17 protein-coding genes and 1 tRNA gene are annotated in these 14,287 nt (G+C 41.9%); 1 reads left to right on the top strand and 17 read right to left on the bottom strand.

The window, feature by feature from the left end; genetic code table 11:
• Positions 1-174 precede the first annotated feature (174 nt).
• From LPH68_RS14800 to metK, 11 genes are all read right to left on the bottom strand, one after another.
• Positions 175-245: transfer RNA gene (locus tag LPH68_RS14800), tRNA-Gln, on the bottom strand.
• 107 nt (positions 246-352) lie between these two features.
• A complete protein-coding gene (tyrS, locus tag LPH68_RS14795; protein ID WP_120143781.1) occupies positions 353-1,645 on the bottom strand; it encodes a tyrosine--tRNA ligase in 1,293 nt (430 codons plus the stop codon).
• Positions 1,646-1,731: 86 nt separating this feature from the next.
• Positions 1,732-2,514, bottom strand: a complete 783-nt coding sequence (locus LPH68_RS14790) for a TatD family hydrolase (protein WP_120143779.1) — start codon at positions 2,512-2,514, stop codon at positions 1,732-1,734.
• A gap of 24 nt (positions 2,515-2,538) precedes the next feature.
• Positions 2,539-2,814, bottom strand: coding sequence for a membrane protein insertion efficiency factor YidD (gene yidD, locus LPH68_RS14785; protein ID WP_008023749.1), 276 nt, complete (start codon positions 2,812-2,814; stop codon positions 2,539-2,541).
• Positions 2,811-3,200: a ribonuclease P protein component gene (rnpA, locus tag LPH68_RS14780; RefSeq protein WP_118408260.1), complete on the bottom strand. Its 390-nt coding sequence runs from the start codon at positions 3,198-3,200 to the stop codon at positions 2,811-2,813. Before rnpA ends, yidD begins: the two co-directional genes overlap by 4 nt.
• 5 nt (positions 3,201-3,205) lie before the next feature.
• Positions 3,206-3,952 (bottom strand): uroporphyrinogen-III synthase, encoded by a 747-nt coding sequence (locus tag LPH68_RS14775; protein ID WP_008023747.1) that lies wholly within the window; start codon positions 3,950-3,952, stop codon positions 3,206-3,208.
• A 4-nt stretch (positions 3,953-3,956) separates the two neighbouring features.
• Positions 3,957-4,790 (bottom strand): DUF4271 domain-containing protein, encoded by an 834-nt coding sequence (locus tag LPH68_RS14770; RefSeq protein WP_008641572.1) that lies wholly within the window; start codon positions 4,788-4,790, stop codon positions 3,957-3,959.
• On the bottom strand, positions 4,787-5,374 hold the full coding sequence (locus LPH68_RS14765; protein WP_032841920.1) for a TIGR00730 family Rossman fold protein: 588 nt from the start codon (positions 5,372-5,374) through the stop codon (positions 4,787-4,789). Before LPH68_RS14765 ends, LPH68_RS14770 begins: the two co-directional genes overlap by 4 nt.
• 500 nt (positions 5,375-5,874) lie before the next feature.
• A complete protein-coding gene (locus LPH68_RS14760) occupies positions 5,875-6,246 on the bottom strand; it encodes a DUF3244 domain-containing protein (protein ID WP_008641569.1) in 372 nt (123 codons plus the stop codon).
• 126 nt (positions 6,247-6,372) lie between these two features.
• A complete protein-coding gene (locus LPH68_RS14755; RefSeq protein ID WP_008641568.1) occupies positions 6,373-8,040 on the bottom strand; it encodes a tetratricopeptide repeat protein in 1,668 nt (555 codons plus the stop codon).
• A gap of 182 nt (positions 8,041-8,222) precedes the next feature.
• Positions 8,223-9,515, bottom strand: coding sequence for a methionine adenosyltransferase (gene metK / locus LPH68_RS14750; RefSeq protein ID WP_117683631.1), 1,293 nt, complete (start codon positions 9,513-9,515; stop codon positions 8,223-8,225).
• A gap of 228 nt (positions 9,516-9,743) precedes the next feature.
• On the opposite strand from metK, the gene LPH68_RS14745 reads away from it, so the two are divergent.
• Positions 9,744-9,932: a hypothetical protein gene (locus LPH68_RS14745; RefSeq protein WP_151923260.1), complete on the top strand. Its 189-nt coding sequence runs from the start codon at positions 9,744-9,746 to the stop codon at positions 9,930-9,932.
• Here the strand turns inward: LPH68_RS14745 and folK are convergent.
• The 6 genes from folK to LPH68_RS14715 form a co-directional block, all read right to left on the bottom strand.
• A complete protein-coding gene (gene folK / locus LPH68_RS14740; RefSeq protein ID WP_151923259.1) occupies positions 9,907-10,392 on the bottom strand; it encodes a 2-amino-4-hydroxy-6-hydroxymethyldihydropteridine diphosphokinase in 486 nt (161 codons plus the stop codon). The genes LPH68_RS14745 and folK overlap by 26 nt on opposite strands.
• Positions 10,392-11,450, bottom strand: a complete 1,059-nt coding sequence (gene queA / locus LPH68_RS14735; RefSeq protein WP_004302895.1) for a tRNA preQ1(34) S-adenosylmethionine ribosyltransferase-isomerase QueA — start codon at positions 11,448-11,450, stop codon at positions 10,392-10,394. The genes folK and queA overlap by 1 nt, the downstream gene beginning before the upstream one ends.
• Before the next feature lie 17 nt (positions 11,451-11,467).
• Complete coding sequence (truB, locus tag LPH68_RS14730) at positions 11,468-12,190, bottom strand: tRNA pseudouridine(55) synthase TruB (protein ID WP_049701498.1); 723 nt, start codon at positions 12,188-12,190, stop codon at positions 11,468-11,470.
• Positions 12,190-13,044 (bottom strand): undecaprenyl-diphosphate phosphatase, encoded by an 855-nt coding sequence (locus tag LPH68_RS14725; RefSeq protein ID WP_004322592.1) that lies wholly within the window; start codon positions 13,042-13,044, stop codon positions 12,190-12,192. The genes truB and LPH68_RS14725 overlap by 1 nt, the downstream gene beginning before the upstream one ends.
• Positions 13,045-13,046: 2 nt before the next feature.
• Complete coding sequence (locus LPH68_RS14720) at positions 13,047-13,289, bottom strand: DUF3098 domain-containing protein (RefSeq protein ID WP_009001366.1); 243 nt, start codon at positions 13,287-13,289, stop codon at positions 13,047-13,049.
• Positions 13,290-13,402: 113 nt separating this feature from the next.
• Positions 13,403-14,284, bottom strand: a complete 882-nt coding sequence (locus LPH68_RS14715; protein WP_022198918.1) for an ABC transporter permease — start codon at positions 14,282-14,284, stop codon at positions 13,403-13,405.
• Positions 14,285-14,287 lie beyond the last annotated feature (3 nt).

The following is a 14,287-nucleotide window of genomic DNA, read 5'->3' as shown; positions in this document are numbered from 1 at the left end:
TATACCATTCTTTATGTTTAGATTATGCAAACTGACAGTGTGAATTTAACATATCCACAGGGTTTTCGGACTGACCCCTATATACTTCAATTTTATAAGGATATACAAAAACGACGACTTCAGAGTCACGAAAGAAAAAGCCCCGAAAGATGTCTCTTTCAGGGCTTTTCTTCGTTGGACTACCAAGATTCGAACTTGGACAAACAGAACCAAAACCTGTTGTGCTACCATTACACCATAGTCCAAACTTATGTGCTTTCTGTTAAAAAGCGGTGCAAAGATAGAGGTTTGCAAGCAAACCTCCAAATATTTCGTTCACTTTTTTACGTTCTATCGAGTGAATCGTGCATTATTACTTTGCAATCAATAGATAATAGTTCTTTTTGCCGCGCTGAACAAGCAGATATTTCTCATCGAGCAAGTCAGCAGTTGTAATCACCTGATCGAAAGCCGCCAGCTTCTCCTTATTCAACGAAACGCCGCCGCCCTGAACCAACTTACGCATTTCGCCTTTCGACGCAAATACGGCCGCATTATCAACGAATAGGTCGACAGCCTTCACTCCTTCCGCCAATGCGTCACGTGAAATCTCAAATTGAGGTACTCCTTCGAATACAGCAAGAAGAGTATCTTCATCCAGTTTGCGCAAAGCTTCCGAAGTCGCGTTACCGAACAATATGTTCGACGCGTCTACTGCTGCGTTGTAATCATCTTCAGAGTGAACCATCACAGTCACTTCCTTAGCCAGACGTTTCTGAAGGAGACGCAAGTGCGGAGCTGTCTGATGCTCGGCAACCAACGCTTCAATTTCTTCTTTTTCGATAGAAGTGAAGATTTTGATGTAACGTTCGGCATCGGAGTCGCTTACATTCAGCCAGAATTGATAGAACTTGTAAGGTGAAGTATAGCGAGGGTCCAGCCAGATATTTCCGGATTCTGTTTTACCAAACTTACCGCCGTCAGCTTTTGTAATCAGCGGGCAAGTCAGTGCAAACACCTCTCCCCCATTGGTACGGCGGATCAATTCGGCACCGGTAGTAATGTTTCCCCATTGGTCGGAACCACCCATCTGAAGCTTACAGCCCTTTGTTTCATACAAATGAAGGAAGTCATATCCTTGAAGCAACTGATAAGTGAACTCGGTAAATGACAATCCATCACGCGCTTCACCATTCAGACGGCGTTTTACAGAGTCTTTTGCCATCATATAGTTCACAGTGATGTGCTTACCTACTTCGCGAACAAAATCGAGGAAAGTGAAATCTTTCATCCAGTCGTAATTGTTCACCAGTTCGGCACGGTTAGGTACATCCGACTCGAAGTCGAGGAACTTGGCAAGCTGATTTTTAATACATGCCTGATTGTGACGCAATGTTTCCTCGTTCAGCAGGTTACGTTCTGCAGATTTTCCGGAAGGGTCTCCAATCATACCTGTAGCGCCACCGATGAGTGCCAGCGGCTTATGACCGCAGCGTTGTAAATGACGAAGGATCATCACTCCACAAAGGTGACCAATGTGTAGCGAATCGGCAGTCGGGTCGATACCCAAATAGGCAGTCACCTGCTCTTTGCTTAACAACTCTTCCGTTCCCGGCATAATGTCCTGCAACATGCCACGCCATCTCAATTCTTCTACAAAATTCATCGTATTACTCTTTAATTATTTGGTTTTTATTGTATTTCAATTCCATGTGCGACAAAAGTACGACTCTTTCTCGGAAGATACAACTCTTACGCCCTAAAAAAGACATTTTGGATATTTCGGCGGATCGTCTCACGCAACGCTTCCACTTCTACCCCACGCACTTTGGCTGCCCGGCACAGGATATCTTCAATATCAAGCGAACTGTTGTCCGTTTCCAGAAACAACCGTTCGTCGGGTACTGTCTGCATCGTTTCATCAGGATAATACTCTCCAAAAGAGAGATAAAAACCCTTTTTCAACAACTGCATCGCCTGCTCCGGTTTTCCACGGAAACCATGCCATACCCAAGCTTGTTGGGGACGAAATTCTTTTTTCACGGCCAGCAGTTCATCCGTCGCTCTCACACAGTGGATAATCAACGGCAAGCCATGCTTCTCCGACAACTGAACCTGCTTCTTAAACATTGTCAACTGCAGTTCCATTGGAGCCGCTGCCAGCTTATCCAGCCCGGCCTCTCCTACAGCCACAAACTGCTTATGCTTCAACTGCTTCTGAAGAAAAGCCAATTGCTGATCGGCATTACGTTCTGCCAACTCCCAAGGATGAATACCGGCAGAATAATAATATCCTTTCCTAGCAGAGAACACATTGTTAGACAAAGCATCCACCAAACCCTCGCCCTCATTCAGAAAACCTAAATACTCTTCAAGCAGGAGCCCTCTGCTCACCGCCACTTCCGCATTCTTTGCCAAAGGCATATACAATGGAGAGTCCGTTAATAGCGGATAATTGATGATGGATTTTCCTTGGGAGTCAATCTCCTGTTTATGAGTATGAATATCCAAAATGTCAGTCATATTCTTTTTCATTTTTCATTTCTCCTTTCAGTTGTTTCAAGGTACGGGATCATAGCCGGAGCCACCCCAGGGATGACACCGCAGAATACGTCGCACAGCGAGATAAAGCCCCTTTATAGGACCATGTTTCTTAATTGCTTCGACGGCATAAGCCGAGCAAGTTGGCGTGAATCGACAAGAGGGAGGAGTAAGAGGCGAAATACAAACCCGGTAAAAGTAGATGGGAACAAGCAACAAGAAAGAGAATACTTTCCTCAAAATTCCCGTTACGAATACCCACAGGGCAGATATTCGGGAGTTACGAGGTTTCATGAGGATAGTTTTTCAGAGATGCGCGCAAGCGCTATTTTCATCTTTTCTTCCAATTCGGAAGTTGCAATAAGCTCGTCCGACAGATAGATAAAGGCAACGGCTAACCGCTGCTCCCGGCGTTGCAGTTCGTCCACCAGAAGAGATTTGTTCTTCCGGTAGGCTTCGCGTATCTGACGTTTCACACGGTTGCGTTTCACCGCTCGTTTAAAACGACGTTTCGATACACTGATTAGTATAGAAGCAGGAACCTCTCCCTGCTCGACAGGCATATATACAACGCGTATCGGAAAGATGGAAAACGACTTCGAAACGCCGCCTTCAAACATCTTTCCGATCAAAATTTTACTATTCAGCCTTTCGGCTTTACACAAAGTATATATACCCACTCTGTTTATTTATTGTTTTCTCTGATAAACATGTCAAGTGCGGCAGTCATTGACGGAGCCTGCACCGTAGGAGCTTCAAGATCCAGACGGAGACCTGCGTCACGTACAGCCTGTGCGGTAGTAGAGCCGAAAGTTCCGATCTTAATCTCTCTCTGATTAAAATCAGGGAAGTTCTTCTTCAATGAAGTCACTCCGGCAGGGCTGAAGAACACTAACATGTCATAATCAAACTCCTCGTCCGGTGTAAAGTCGTTGCTCACTGTACGATACATCACAGCTTCTGTATGCTGAATGTTATTCTTGTCGAGCAAGTTTTTCACATCATCATTGTGTACGTCTGACATCGGAACGAGATATTTCTCCGTTTTATGCTTCACAATGGAAGGTATCAGGTCCTCAATCTTTCCGGTAGCTCCGAAGAAGATCTTACGCTTGCGGTATTGCACATATTTCTGAATATACAATGCAACAGCTTCCGTCACGCAGAAATACTTCATCGTTTCGGGAATTGTCACGCGCAATTCAGTACACAAAGTGAAAAAATGGTCAATAGCATGGCGCGAAGTGAATATTACGGCAGTGTGGTCGAGAATCGAAATTTTCTGTTGCCGAAATTCTTTCGCCGAAAGACTTTCAACCTTAATAAATGGTCGGAAATCTATTTTAACGCCATACTTTTCAGCTATGTCGTAATAGGGAGATTTCTCTGACGCAGGCTTAGGCTGCGACACTAGTACTTTTTTAATTTTCAACGTCCTAAAATTTTATTAGCAAAATATTGTTCATTTGAATCATACCTTGATAGAGTAGCAAACAAGGTACTATTTCAAGAGCGCAAAAGTACAAAATTAATAGGAAAAGCCCGCTAAATTGATGAAAAAAAAGCTTTATCCACTTATAAAACATCAATATTTTAGTGAAAATTAAAATAATAGCCCCAATTATGACCAAATTTGTGAGACTTAAATCAAAATAAACTAGAAAAAGAACGAATGGAAAGAGGGCAAATCCGACATAATATATGAGCGCAGAATAGGATTCCAGCCATATATTTGTCTTATTTTTATCAAAAAACGTCCACCCAAGAAACATGTAAATCAGCCATTTTAGTAAGAAATAAGCAAGGCAGAATCCAACGTAGATACCCAGCAAAAGGAGGGGGGATACCCGGTTCATCAAAGCAGGGCATGTATCATGAAAATAATTGAGAAATGTGATACCTGACAAGACACAAGTCTGCAACACAAGCACAAGGAGATAACGCACATCGGCTGCCGTAGAACTATCAAAAATACTCGTTCGTTCACGGTGCAATACAAAGTCTTTCACCTGTTGGGAGAGAAATTTCTTTCCGCGCGCCAAGGCTATGGAGGAAAGAAAGAAGCAAGCCAGCAAGGTCAACGCAATGGCATCGTCCGTGCGGGGAGAGTAGGAGATAGGTGTCCCCTCAAAGCCGGAATCAACTTCTTGCACAGCATGAAGATCAACCAACTGCAGACTATCAGTGTCCGCCTTTGCCGGACTAGTCTGGTTCTGCCGAAGAAGGGACAGCGTATCCGCACTTCGGGAACTTAGTGTGTCGCCTATCATATCGCTGCAAATTTACGAATGGAAATGTCCCATACAGGAGTTTCATAAAGCAATTGAACCGCTTCTTCCGGCGTCTGCGCCACTTTCCATATATCGCCATGCTGCCGGCGCATAAAGTTCTCATCAATAGCTTTTTCAAGCATTTCGAGGAGTGGATCGAAGAATCCATTTATATTGAGGATTACAATCGGATTGAGATATAATCCCAATTGTTTCCAGGTAATAATCTCCAGCAGTTCTTCAAGGGTACCGCATCCACCGGGCAAAGCAATAATACCATCGCTCAAATCTGCCATCTTCCGCTTGCGTTCGTGCATGGATTCTACTTCAATCAGTTCTGTCAATCCCGTATGATGCCAGTTTTGCTCCACCATAAAACGAGGAATCACACCTGTCACCTCACCACCATTTTTCAATACAGCATCTGCCACAGAACGCATCAGGCCAATACTTCCGGCTCCATTTATCAAACGAATACGGTGTTCGGCAAGCAAACGCCCGAGAGTATCGGCTGCTTGGAAATAAACAGCGTCTATCTTGGTACTGGAAGCGCTATATACACATACGGAATTTATCTGATTCATCTTCATCACTATCCATTATTATATCGAGAAGGCAAAATTACGAAAAAATTCCGTTATTCACATTCAACTTAATCAGAGATCATTTTTATCTCTACATTTATCTATCCCTATAAAAAAAATCTTGGACTCCTTATCCAGAAGTCCAAGAACCTTTCTCACAAAGAATACATCTATCACAGATATCTCATCTACTAACAGGTGTATCAAATTGTTGCTGAATGAACTTTATTATTCGAATCATAAAATCATTCGAACACCCTACCAGTAGTATTCAGCATACAATTTAAAAAAGTGATTTTAATTCTACGTTTCAATATACCTTTATGCGCCTTTCACAAGGTTTATTAAGCCCACGGATAGAATTTACCGATCTTTCCCCTTTCGGTCATCTAATCGCCATTTCAGCAATGCGCCATATATTTCAACAGCGGGGCTTCATCAGTTAATGATTTAGGTATATCATCATTATGTTAGTTGCAAATAATATATATTTCAAAGATTTATTCTAATTCAAAATCTCCGGTAAAGGCCTCCTCCGAAAGCTGTATTTCCAAGATATATTTACCTTTTTCCTCACCAGCAAGATCGACATAAACCTTATTTACATTTAAATCAGTAGAAGTATAAACAACTTCTTCTGTTTCTGCATCTTTTATAATAACAGTCACAACAGGAACAGTAGAAAGAAGATCAATAGACAATAATGAGTTTTCAATAAAAGCTTCAGGAGTAACAGGAATAGACCGATGTTGTACCTTAGTTTTATTTTTCAATCTGATTTCACGCGCAGATATCATTTCATCTGCAAAGGAAAACGTACTCACTTGAAGTAAAACAGCCAACAATAAAAAAGGTAAGAATTTAGCTTTCATAATAAATGGGTTTAAAATTTCGCTTCAAAAATACACAGATGAAGCAAAAGAAACGATTATTATGTGGTAACAATGGTAACAGACATTCATTAAAAAATAAAACAAGCAAAAAGTTCGTATCACATCTCACTGATTATCAACACCAAACACACGCTCAAAAATTTGTGCATCCATTTTATTCTTTATGCGATTTTTACGTGTCTTAAGAGCATCTGATGTGGCATCCATTAACTCCATTACAACAGTTTTTGAGCAACAAAGTAATGAAAGAACACAAAAAAACACATCATCACCAGTTAAAGCAGGATAACGTTCTTTTAAGTTCATCATCACATCAACAAATGCATTAGAAATATCAGAACGTATTTCCTTCCTCAAGCTACGCATCACCAATAACTGTTTAGGAGTTGCTCTCTCCAACGCTTCCAATTGATCGTAGCAATCAGTTGTTTTAAGTACTGATATACATAATTGAATCTGTTGTTCGGTCAATTCCGATCTTTTCTTATCTATATGTTCCTTATTAGATTCAGAAAGCTCTTCTTCTTTTAACAGCATAGTATCCACTCGTTTTTGGGTCAATTCATGCTGTAGAGCTATATAATGCTTTTTCCTTTTTCTGTCGTTCCACATAAAACAGAAAACACATATAATCATTAAAGAAGAAAATGCAGTAATCAAACTAAAAATTAGCGTTCTAGTATGCTCTGACAATAATCTTTTATGCTCTTCCAGTTGATGTTTATCCATAAGGCGGTTTAGCTCCTCATTATCAGTCATAATCTGCATAGAATCATAAAGTATCTTATAAGCATCCATATTCTCTGTTGCAGTTTTCCACTCTCCCTTTCTCTTCGCTATCTGATACATACCATCATAACAAACGGCCTTTCCATAAATATCAAGCTCATCCATGTTCTTACTAAAAAAATAACTGGCAGAATCTAGTTTATTCAGATTCAACATAATTTGAGCCTTTGACAAACAAGTATTAATAGCATCCTGCCCCTGTAATAGAATTGCTTTCGACACAAATTTATCTGCTTGAATATAATCCTTTTTCTCACTATAAACCATAGCTAAATCGTGATAAAGAGCTCCTATCAAACTAGAATCTTGATCTGCCAATGCACAATCAAGAGCTTGTTGATAATAATATAATGCACTATCCTTTTCATTTTGCAATAAAAACACACGCGCAATCCCTCTCATCGGATATGTCTGTTCATCTTTGCCTTTCAATATCTGATAAGCCGCACGATAGTTTTCTATTGCTACATTGTACAAACGATCCTCTTCATAACATTCTGCAAGATTATCATAAATCATTGCTAAGAATTCATTCCTAACAGGCATCAATCGAATTGCCGTCAGATATTCTTCGACGGCAAATGAGGCATATCCTTTCTCGCTATAAATAGCTCCCCAGTAATAATGAGCCTTTGCAGCACGCAGACTTTTCTTCTTATCGCCATAATAGTCAACAGCCGTTTTTATCAACGAATCATCCTCTAAAGCAATATAGTTTTTATGCCGTGCCTGGGTGAGCAGTAGCGCATAAAGCGCCCGGTCAGCACGTGGCATCTTCTGTGGATAAGTAATTGATTCCAAAATAGACAAAGCACTATCTGGATATGTCTCCATTAATGAATCAGCGCATAATAACAATTGATTCTTCACTGAAGGAGAGGAACAGGAAGAAAGAGAGACAGACATAAAAATGCTACCTACGCTGACAAGTAAAATAGAGAACACCAATAAATAGCGTTTAGAACAACAACATCTTGTTTTCATTTAGCAGTCTGTTTTATTTTACGATACAAAAGTAGCAATTTCCGATAAAACATACTTAGTAGCCAAAAAACATTTATTTAAATATAACTTATTAAAAATCAAGAGCTACAACTTCAATTTCCATTAAAGGAAGTTGAAATTGCAGCTCTTTCTTAACAAGTTAAGCCCTGTTTCAGACTGTTTTACAGACCAAAAGCAGCTTTAATTTTATCTACGTAGTCGAGTTTCTCCCATGTAAAGAGTTCCACTTCCACAGTTTTGTCTCCTTCGTAACGAGAGAAGAATTTCTTCGTTATCACTTGCGGTTCACGTCCCATGTGACCGTAAGCGGCTGTTTCCTGATAAATAGGATTACGAAGTTTCAGACGTTCCTCGATAGCTTTCGGACGAAGATCGAACAATTGGTCGATAACACGCGCAATCTCGCCATCAGTCATGTTGACGTGAGAACGGCCGTAAGTATCTACAAAGATATTGATTGGACGAGCCACACCGATAGCATAGCTCACCTGTACAAGCATTTCGTCTGCTACGCCTGCCGCAACCATATTCTTTGCGATGTGACGTGCTGCATAAGCTGCACTACGGTCTACCTTACTAGGATCTTTTCCGGAGAAAGCACCACCACCGTGAGCACCTTTACCACCGTAAGTATCAACGATAATCTTACGACCGGTCAAACCGGTATCTCCGTGAGGACCACCGATTACAAATTTTCCGGTAGGATTCACATGATAGATGATTTTATCATTGAACAGTGCCAATACCTTATCGTGATGAATAGAAGCAATTACACGAGGCATCAGAATCTCGATCACATCACGGCGGATGATAGACAACATTTCTTCGTCAGCTTTCAGTTGAGCAACTTGCGAGTCATCTTCCGGTTGGATAAAGTCATCATGTTGTGTAGAAACAACGATTGTATCGATACGGACAGGCGTTCCGTTGTCATCATATTCGATAGTAACCTGGCTTTTGGCATCGGGGCGGAGGTAAGTCATTACCTTTCCTTCACGACGAATGTCGGCCAGCACTTGCAGAATGCGGTGTGCCAAATCAAGAGAAAGCGGCATGTAGTTTTCCGTTTCATTGGTAGCATAACCAAACATCATTCCCTGGTCGCCTGCACCCTGTTCCATCGGATCCTGACGCTCTACACCACGGTTGATATCGGGGCTTTGCTCATGAATAGCGGAAAGTACACCACAAGAGTTGCTTTCGAACATGTACTCTCCTTTGGTATAACCGATTTTCTTAATCACTTCGCGTGCGATGAGTTGTAGGTCAACGTACGCTTTTGTTTTCACTTCACCCGCTAGCACCACTTGTCCGGTAGTCACTAGTGTTTCGCAAGCTACTTTCGAACTGGGGTCGTAAGCCAACAGTTTGTCAAGCACGGCATCCGATATTTGATCGGCTACCTTGTCGGGGTGTCCTTCTGACACCGATTCGGATGTAAATAAGTATCCCATCTTTCTTAAATTAAGAATTAAAAAATAAGAATCAAGAATGAGAGAGTAGGAGAGGCGAGTGCTGCAAAGGATAAGCCGAAAGGCGTCAATCAGACGTGTTTTAGCATTTTTTTCCGTGGTTGCAAGCTACTCAAATCTGTCCACACTTTCATTTCGGTTGCAAAGATAAAGAGATTTTGGAGATAATGAGTATCTTTGCCACGTATTTAACACATAAATAGATTTATAATGATTCTAAATAAGAAATTAAAAACGCTTTTGGTGCTGGCGTTCTATGTAGGATTCACGATTGCTATCTATGCCATTGTTTGCCATTTCATCGACAAGCCGTTTCAGGAGATTCATTTGCTGTATGCAGTACTGATAGGATGCATCGCCTATTTGCCGGTGTTTATTGCGGAGAAAAAGAAGAAGTAAGCTCTTTCATCGTTTTTCCGAGTACCGGATGCACTAATCCGGGAGCAATTTCCGCCAGTGGTTTCATAACGAAGTCACGTTCTGCCATTAACGGATGGGGGAGGATTAACTCTGCTCCGGAAGCAGAAATCACAGAAAGCACTAAATCTTCATAAAGTAACAGGTCAATATCAATCAGGCGGTCGCTATATATTTCGTTGACGGACTTTTTGGTACGCCCCAGCTCCCTTTCAATCATTTGCGTCTCTTGCAATACCTCCAATGGGGACAATTCCGTCTCTACACAAGCGGCCGCATTTAGAAAACTATTTTCTGAAGCAAAGCCCCAAGGGGCAGTAACATAAAAAGCAGACAGGGAAACTACTTTCCCTACCTGCTCTTCTATTTTTTGCACGGCATCCCGGAGATTCTGTTCTTTATCTCCAAGGTTAGTGCCGAGTCCCAAATATACTTTTGCCATTATTTGTCCAGAATCAGCATTGCATCTCCATACGTGCCGAAACGGTAACCTTCCTTCAATGCTACATGGTAAGCATCCATCACCTGGTCATAACCACCGAAAGCAGCTACAATCATCAGCAGGGTAGAAAGCGGCATGTGGAAATTGGAAATCATTGAATTGGCTACGGTAAATTCATACGGAGGGAAGATAAACTTATTAGTCCATCCTTCGAATTCTTTCAAATGTCCGTCGGTGCTGACTGCGCTTTCAATAGCACGCATCACAGTCGTACCTACCGCACAAACATTTCTGCCGTTATCTTTGGCACGATTAACGGTTTTCACCGCCATTTCGTTTACAAACATTTGTTCCGAATCCATCTTATGCTTTGTCAAGTCTTCTACGTCGATGTCGCGGAAGTTACCCAAACCAGCGTGCAAAGTGATATATGCAAAGTCTATACCTTTGATTTCCAAACGTTTCATCAACTCACGGCTGAAGTGCAAACTAGCAGTCGGAGCAGTCACCGCACCTTCGTTCTTCGCAAAGATAGACTGAAAGCGTTCTGCATCTTCCGGTTCCACGGGACGGTTGATGATAGAGTGGGGAAGTGGGGTCTCACCCAAAGAGTACAAAGCCTTTTTGAACTCGTCATGAGGTCCGTCATAAAGGAAACGGAGCGTACGTCCGCGGGAAGTGGTGTTATCAATTACTTCGGCCACCATCGAATCGTCCGGACCGAAATACAGTTTGTTACCGATACGGATCTTACGTGCCGGATCGACCAATACGTCCCACAAACGAAGTTCTTCATTCAACTCACGCAACAAGAATACTTCGATACGAGCACCTGTCTTTTCCTTGTTACCATACAAACGGGCAGGGAATACCTTCGTATCGTTGAATATAAACACATCTTTATCATCAAAGTAGTCCAACACATCTTTGAACATCTTGTGCTCAATCTTACCTGTATTACGATGCAATACCATCAAACGAGACTCATCCCTATATTTCATAGGATGTAGAGCGATCTTATCCTCGGGTAACTTAAATTTGAATTGTGATAATTTCATATCTATTCCTTATTACGTTAATTATTTTCTTCCTCATTTTCTATTTCCTGTCCGTCAATCCACTCTTTAAAGTGTTCGGGGTTCAGGCAGTCTTCCAACCGGACGTCACCTACACGGGTGCGGATCAATCCTGTCAGATGGGCTCCACTATGGAGCGCTTCACCAATATCACGCGCCAGAGCACGAATATATGTTCCTTTGCTGCATACGACACGGATTTGAATCATCGGTTCCGGGTCGTCCAGGCGACATTCCAGCAATTCAATCTCGTCGATAACAAGCTGCTTTGCCTTTAGTTCGACTTCTTCGCCTTTTCGGGCCAGTTCGTAGGCACGTTTACCATCTACCATACAGGCAGAGAAAGCAGGAGGCACCTGATTGATGGCACCGATAAAGCGCGTCAACACTTCTTCCACCAGCTCCCTTGTGATATGCTCGGTAGGGTAGGTGGCATCTATCTCATGTTCCAAATCGTATGACGGGGTAGTAGCGCCCAAACGCAACGTTGCGACGTACTCCTTCGTGTGATATTGAAACTCTTCTATTCGTTTGGTTGCCTTGCCTGTGCATACAATCATCACCCCCGTTGCAAGAGGATCCAACGTTCCGGCATGGCCGACTTTTAGTTTTTTCACTCCAATCCGACGGCAAATATGATAGCGGGCGTGCCCTACTACCTTAAATGAAGTCCAGCCAAGAGGTTTATTGAAAAACAGTACTTCTCCTTTTTTAAAATTCATCAGCCAATTTCTAAGTTGTATCCAAGCAACAGCATTACCAAAATGGTTCCGCCAACAATAATTCTGTACCAGCCAAATGCCTTAAAGCCATATTTCGTAACAAAGCTAATAAAGAACTTGATAGCCAGCAAAGCAACGACAAAAGCCACCACATTACCGATAATAAGTGCCGGCATGTTGTTGACAAGAATCTCGGTTCCACCATCCAGGAAGAGTTTCAACACCTTGTAACCGGTTGCCGCAAACATAGTTGGCACGGCAAGAAAGAATGAAAATTCGGCAGCATCCTTACGAGTCAACTTCTGGGCCATACCTCCGACAATGGTAGCCATCGAACGGGATACCCCCGGTATCATAGCAATACACTGAAACAAACCGATATTGAATGCCTTTTTTTCTGTCAGTACGGTATCTTCGCTTCCTTTCGAGAAAATCTTATCGCAGAACAGCATAAATATACCACCGATTACCAGCATCACTGCCACTATCGCTACACTTTCCAGCATCTCGTCTATCTTATCGCTAAACAGGAAACCCAAAATTGCAGCAGGAATAAAAGCCACCAGCAGTTTCCAGTAAAAATCGAATTTATGCAGAAAACACTTCAAAGCGGAAGCGCCTGCAGGAGCCGGTGTATGGTTCAACCGGAAAAAGCGTTTCCAGTAAAGGCAGACAACTGAAAGAATTGCGCCAAACTGAATAATTACAGTAAATGCTTTTACAAATTCTGTACTTTCTACTCCTAATATGTTTTGTGTAATAATCATGTGTCCTGTAGAAGAAACCGGTAGAAACTCTGTCAACCCTTCTACAATAGCAATAATAATCGTCTCAAATGTTGTTAAATCCCCCATCTTTATTCTTCTGTTTTTTGTGTTTTAGGTTTGCGCAATACTGCATAAATCATAGATATAAAGCCAAACAGGCAAACGACCGGCGCTACCTTGATTCTGCGTACACTGAAAATATCGGGTTCAAAAAGCGTTTCGGACGATGTAGGTCCCGTCATCAATAGAAAGCCGATAATAACAATCGCCATCCCTATTGCGAGCAAGATAAAGTTCACTTTATCAAAGGCAAATTTCTGCTTGTCAGACATAGTTTATTTAATTACAAATTACTAAATTCAATCATTCCCTTACTCTATCAGTCGGTTGTTACGGATGCTAATCACACGCAAACACAGGTTTGCCGTCAGTCATTCGCCATCCGCTAAATATAGTACAGGCTGTTTGCTTTCATTCTCAAGTATTTATTCATGGAGAAATAGGCGCATAGCCACGTTATTACAATTCCAAACGCCAATACGCTTGCACAGACTATCAACATGACTTCAGGCGTGATGACCTGAAGCAATTCCTGTTCGTACGTCACGGCCCAATAAGCGGTCCCCATCAATATGGAATCGGCAACGATGGCTGCCAATATCCCGCTCCATACATTCTTTCGAAGGAATGGCCCCCGGATGAATCCCCAACTCGCTCCTACCAACTTCATGGTGTGAATGAGGAAGCGTTTGGAGTAAATAGCCAGTCTTATGGTATTGTTTATCAGGGCAAAAGAGATAAAAGTAAGCACTACCGCCAAGGCAAGCAGTACCAGACTGATATTTCGTATGTTATCATTCACGGCGTCAATTAACTCCTTTCGATAGAGCACATCTTGTATGTTGATGTTCTTTTTAATCATTTTCTCTATCTTCGCAATGCTGTCGGAGTTTGCATAGTCGGAATGGAGTTTGATTTCAATGGAAGCGGTAAAAGGGTTATAGCCCAAGAATTCTTCCGGATCGGTTCCCATTGCTTCCGTCTGTTCTTTCAGTGCTTGTTTTTTAGAGATATATTCGGATTGTTTCACGAAAGGTTCCTGATTCAGCTTCTTCTGAAGTTTCAGTATATCCGCTTCTTTCATGTCGTCACTGATAAGAACGGAGAAACTGATATTCTCGCGGACATATACGGAAAGATTGTGTGCTGTCAATACGAAGAAGACAACCAGTCCCAGCAACAGCAACACTAATGTCGTACTGATACTCGACGTGATGAACTGCATGTCGAAAATCGAACCTGACTTATATTTGTTTTGATTTCCCATGCG

The organism is Bacteroides sp. 1_1_30, from assembly GCF_020982715.1.
In the GTDB taxonomy this organism is placed as follows: domain Bacteria; phylum Bacteroidota; class Bacteroidia; order Bacteroidales; family Bacteroidaceae; genus Bacteroides; species Bacteroides xylanisolvens.
The sequence above is the reverse complement of the archived record's forward strand: the minus strand, read 5'-3'. Positions and strand labels throughout refer to the sequence as shown.

Bases quoted from the DNA above. Each gene is read 5' to 3' on its own strand.
- tyrS (WP_120143781.1), bottom strand. From the start codon at position 1,645: ATGAATTTTGTAGAAGAATTGAGATGGCGTGGCATGTTGCAGGACATT.
- LPH68_RS14790 (WP_120143779.1), bottom strand. From the start codon at position 2,514: ATGAAAAAGAATATGACTGACATTTTGGATATTCATACTCATAAACAG.
- yidD (WP_008023749.1), bottom strand. From the start codon at position 2,814: ATGAAACCTCGTAACTCCCGAATATCTGCCCTGTGGGTATTCGTAACG.
- LPH68_RS14770 (WP_008641572.1), bottom strand. From the start codon at position 4,790: ATGATAGGCGACACACTAAGTTCCCGAAGTGCGGATACGCTGTCCCTT.
- LPH68_RS14765 (WP_032841920.1), bottom strand. From the start codon at position 5,374: ATGAATCAGATAAATTCCGTATGTGTATATAGCGCTTCCAGTACCAAG.
- LPH68_RS14760 (WP_008641569.1), bottom strand. From the start codon at position 6,246: ATGAAAGCTAAATTCTTACCTTTTTTATTGTTGGCTGTTTTACTTCAA.
- LPH68_RS14755 (WP_008641568.1), bottom strand. From the start codon at position 8,040: ATGAAAACAAGATGTTGTTGTTCTAAACGCTATTTATTGGTGTTCTCT.
- metK (WP_117683631.1), bottom strand. From the start codon at position 9,515: ATGGGATACTTATTTACATCCGAATCGGTGTCAGAAGGACACCCCGAC.
- LPH68_RS14745 (WP_151923260.1), top strand. From the start codon at position 9,744: ATGATTCTAAATAAGAAATTAAAAACGCTTTTGGTGCTGGCGTTCTAT.
- folK (WP_151923259.1), bottom strand. From the start codon at position 10,392: ATGGCAAAAGTATATTTGGGACTCGGCACTAACCTTGGAGATAAAGAA.
- queA (WP_004302895.1), bottom strand. From the start codon at position 11,450: ATGAAATTATCACAATTCAAATTTAAGTTACCCGAGGATAAGATCGCT.
- truB (WP_049701498.1), bottom strand. From the start codon at position 12,190: ATGAATTTTAAAAAAGGAGAAGTACTGTTTTTCAATAAACCTCTTGGC.
- LPH68_RS14725 (WP_004322592.1), bottom strand. From the start codon at position 13,044: ATGGGGGATTTAACAACATTTGAGACGATTATTATTGCTATTGTAGAA.
- LPH68_RS14720 (WP_009001366.1), bottom strand. From the start codon at position 13,289: ATGTCTGACAAGCAGAAATTTGCCTTTGATAAAGTGAACTTTATCTTG.
- LPH68_RS14715 (WP_022198918.1), bottom strand. From the start codon at position 14,284: ATGGGAAATCAAAACAAATATAAGTCAGGTTCGATTTTCGACATGCAG.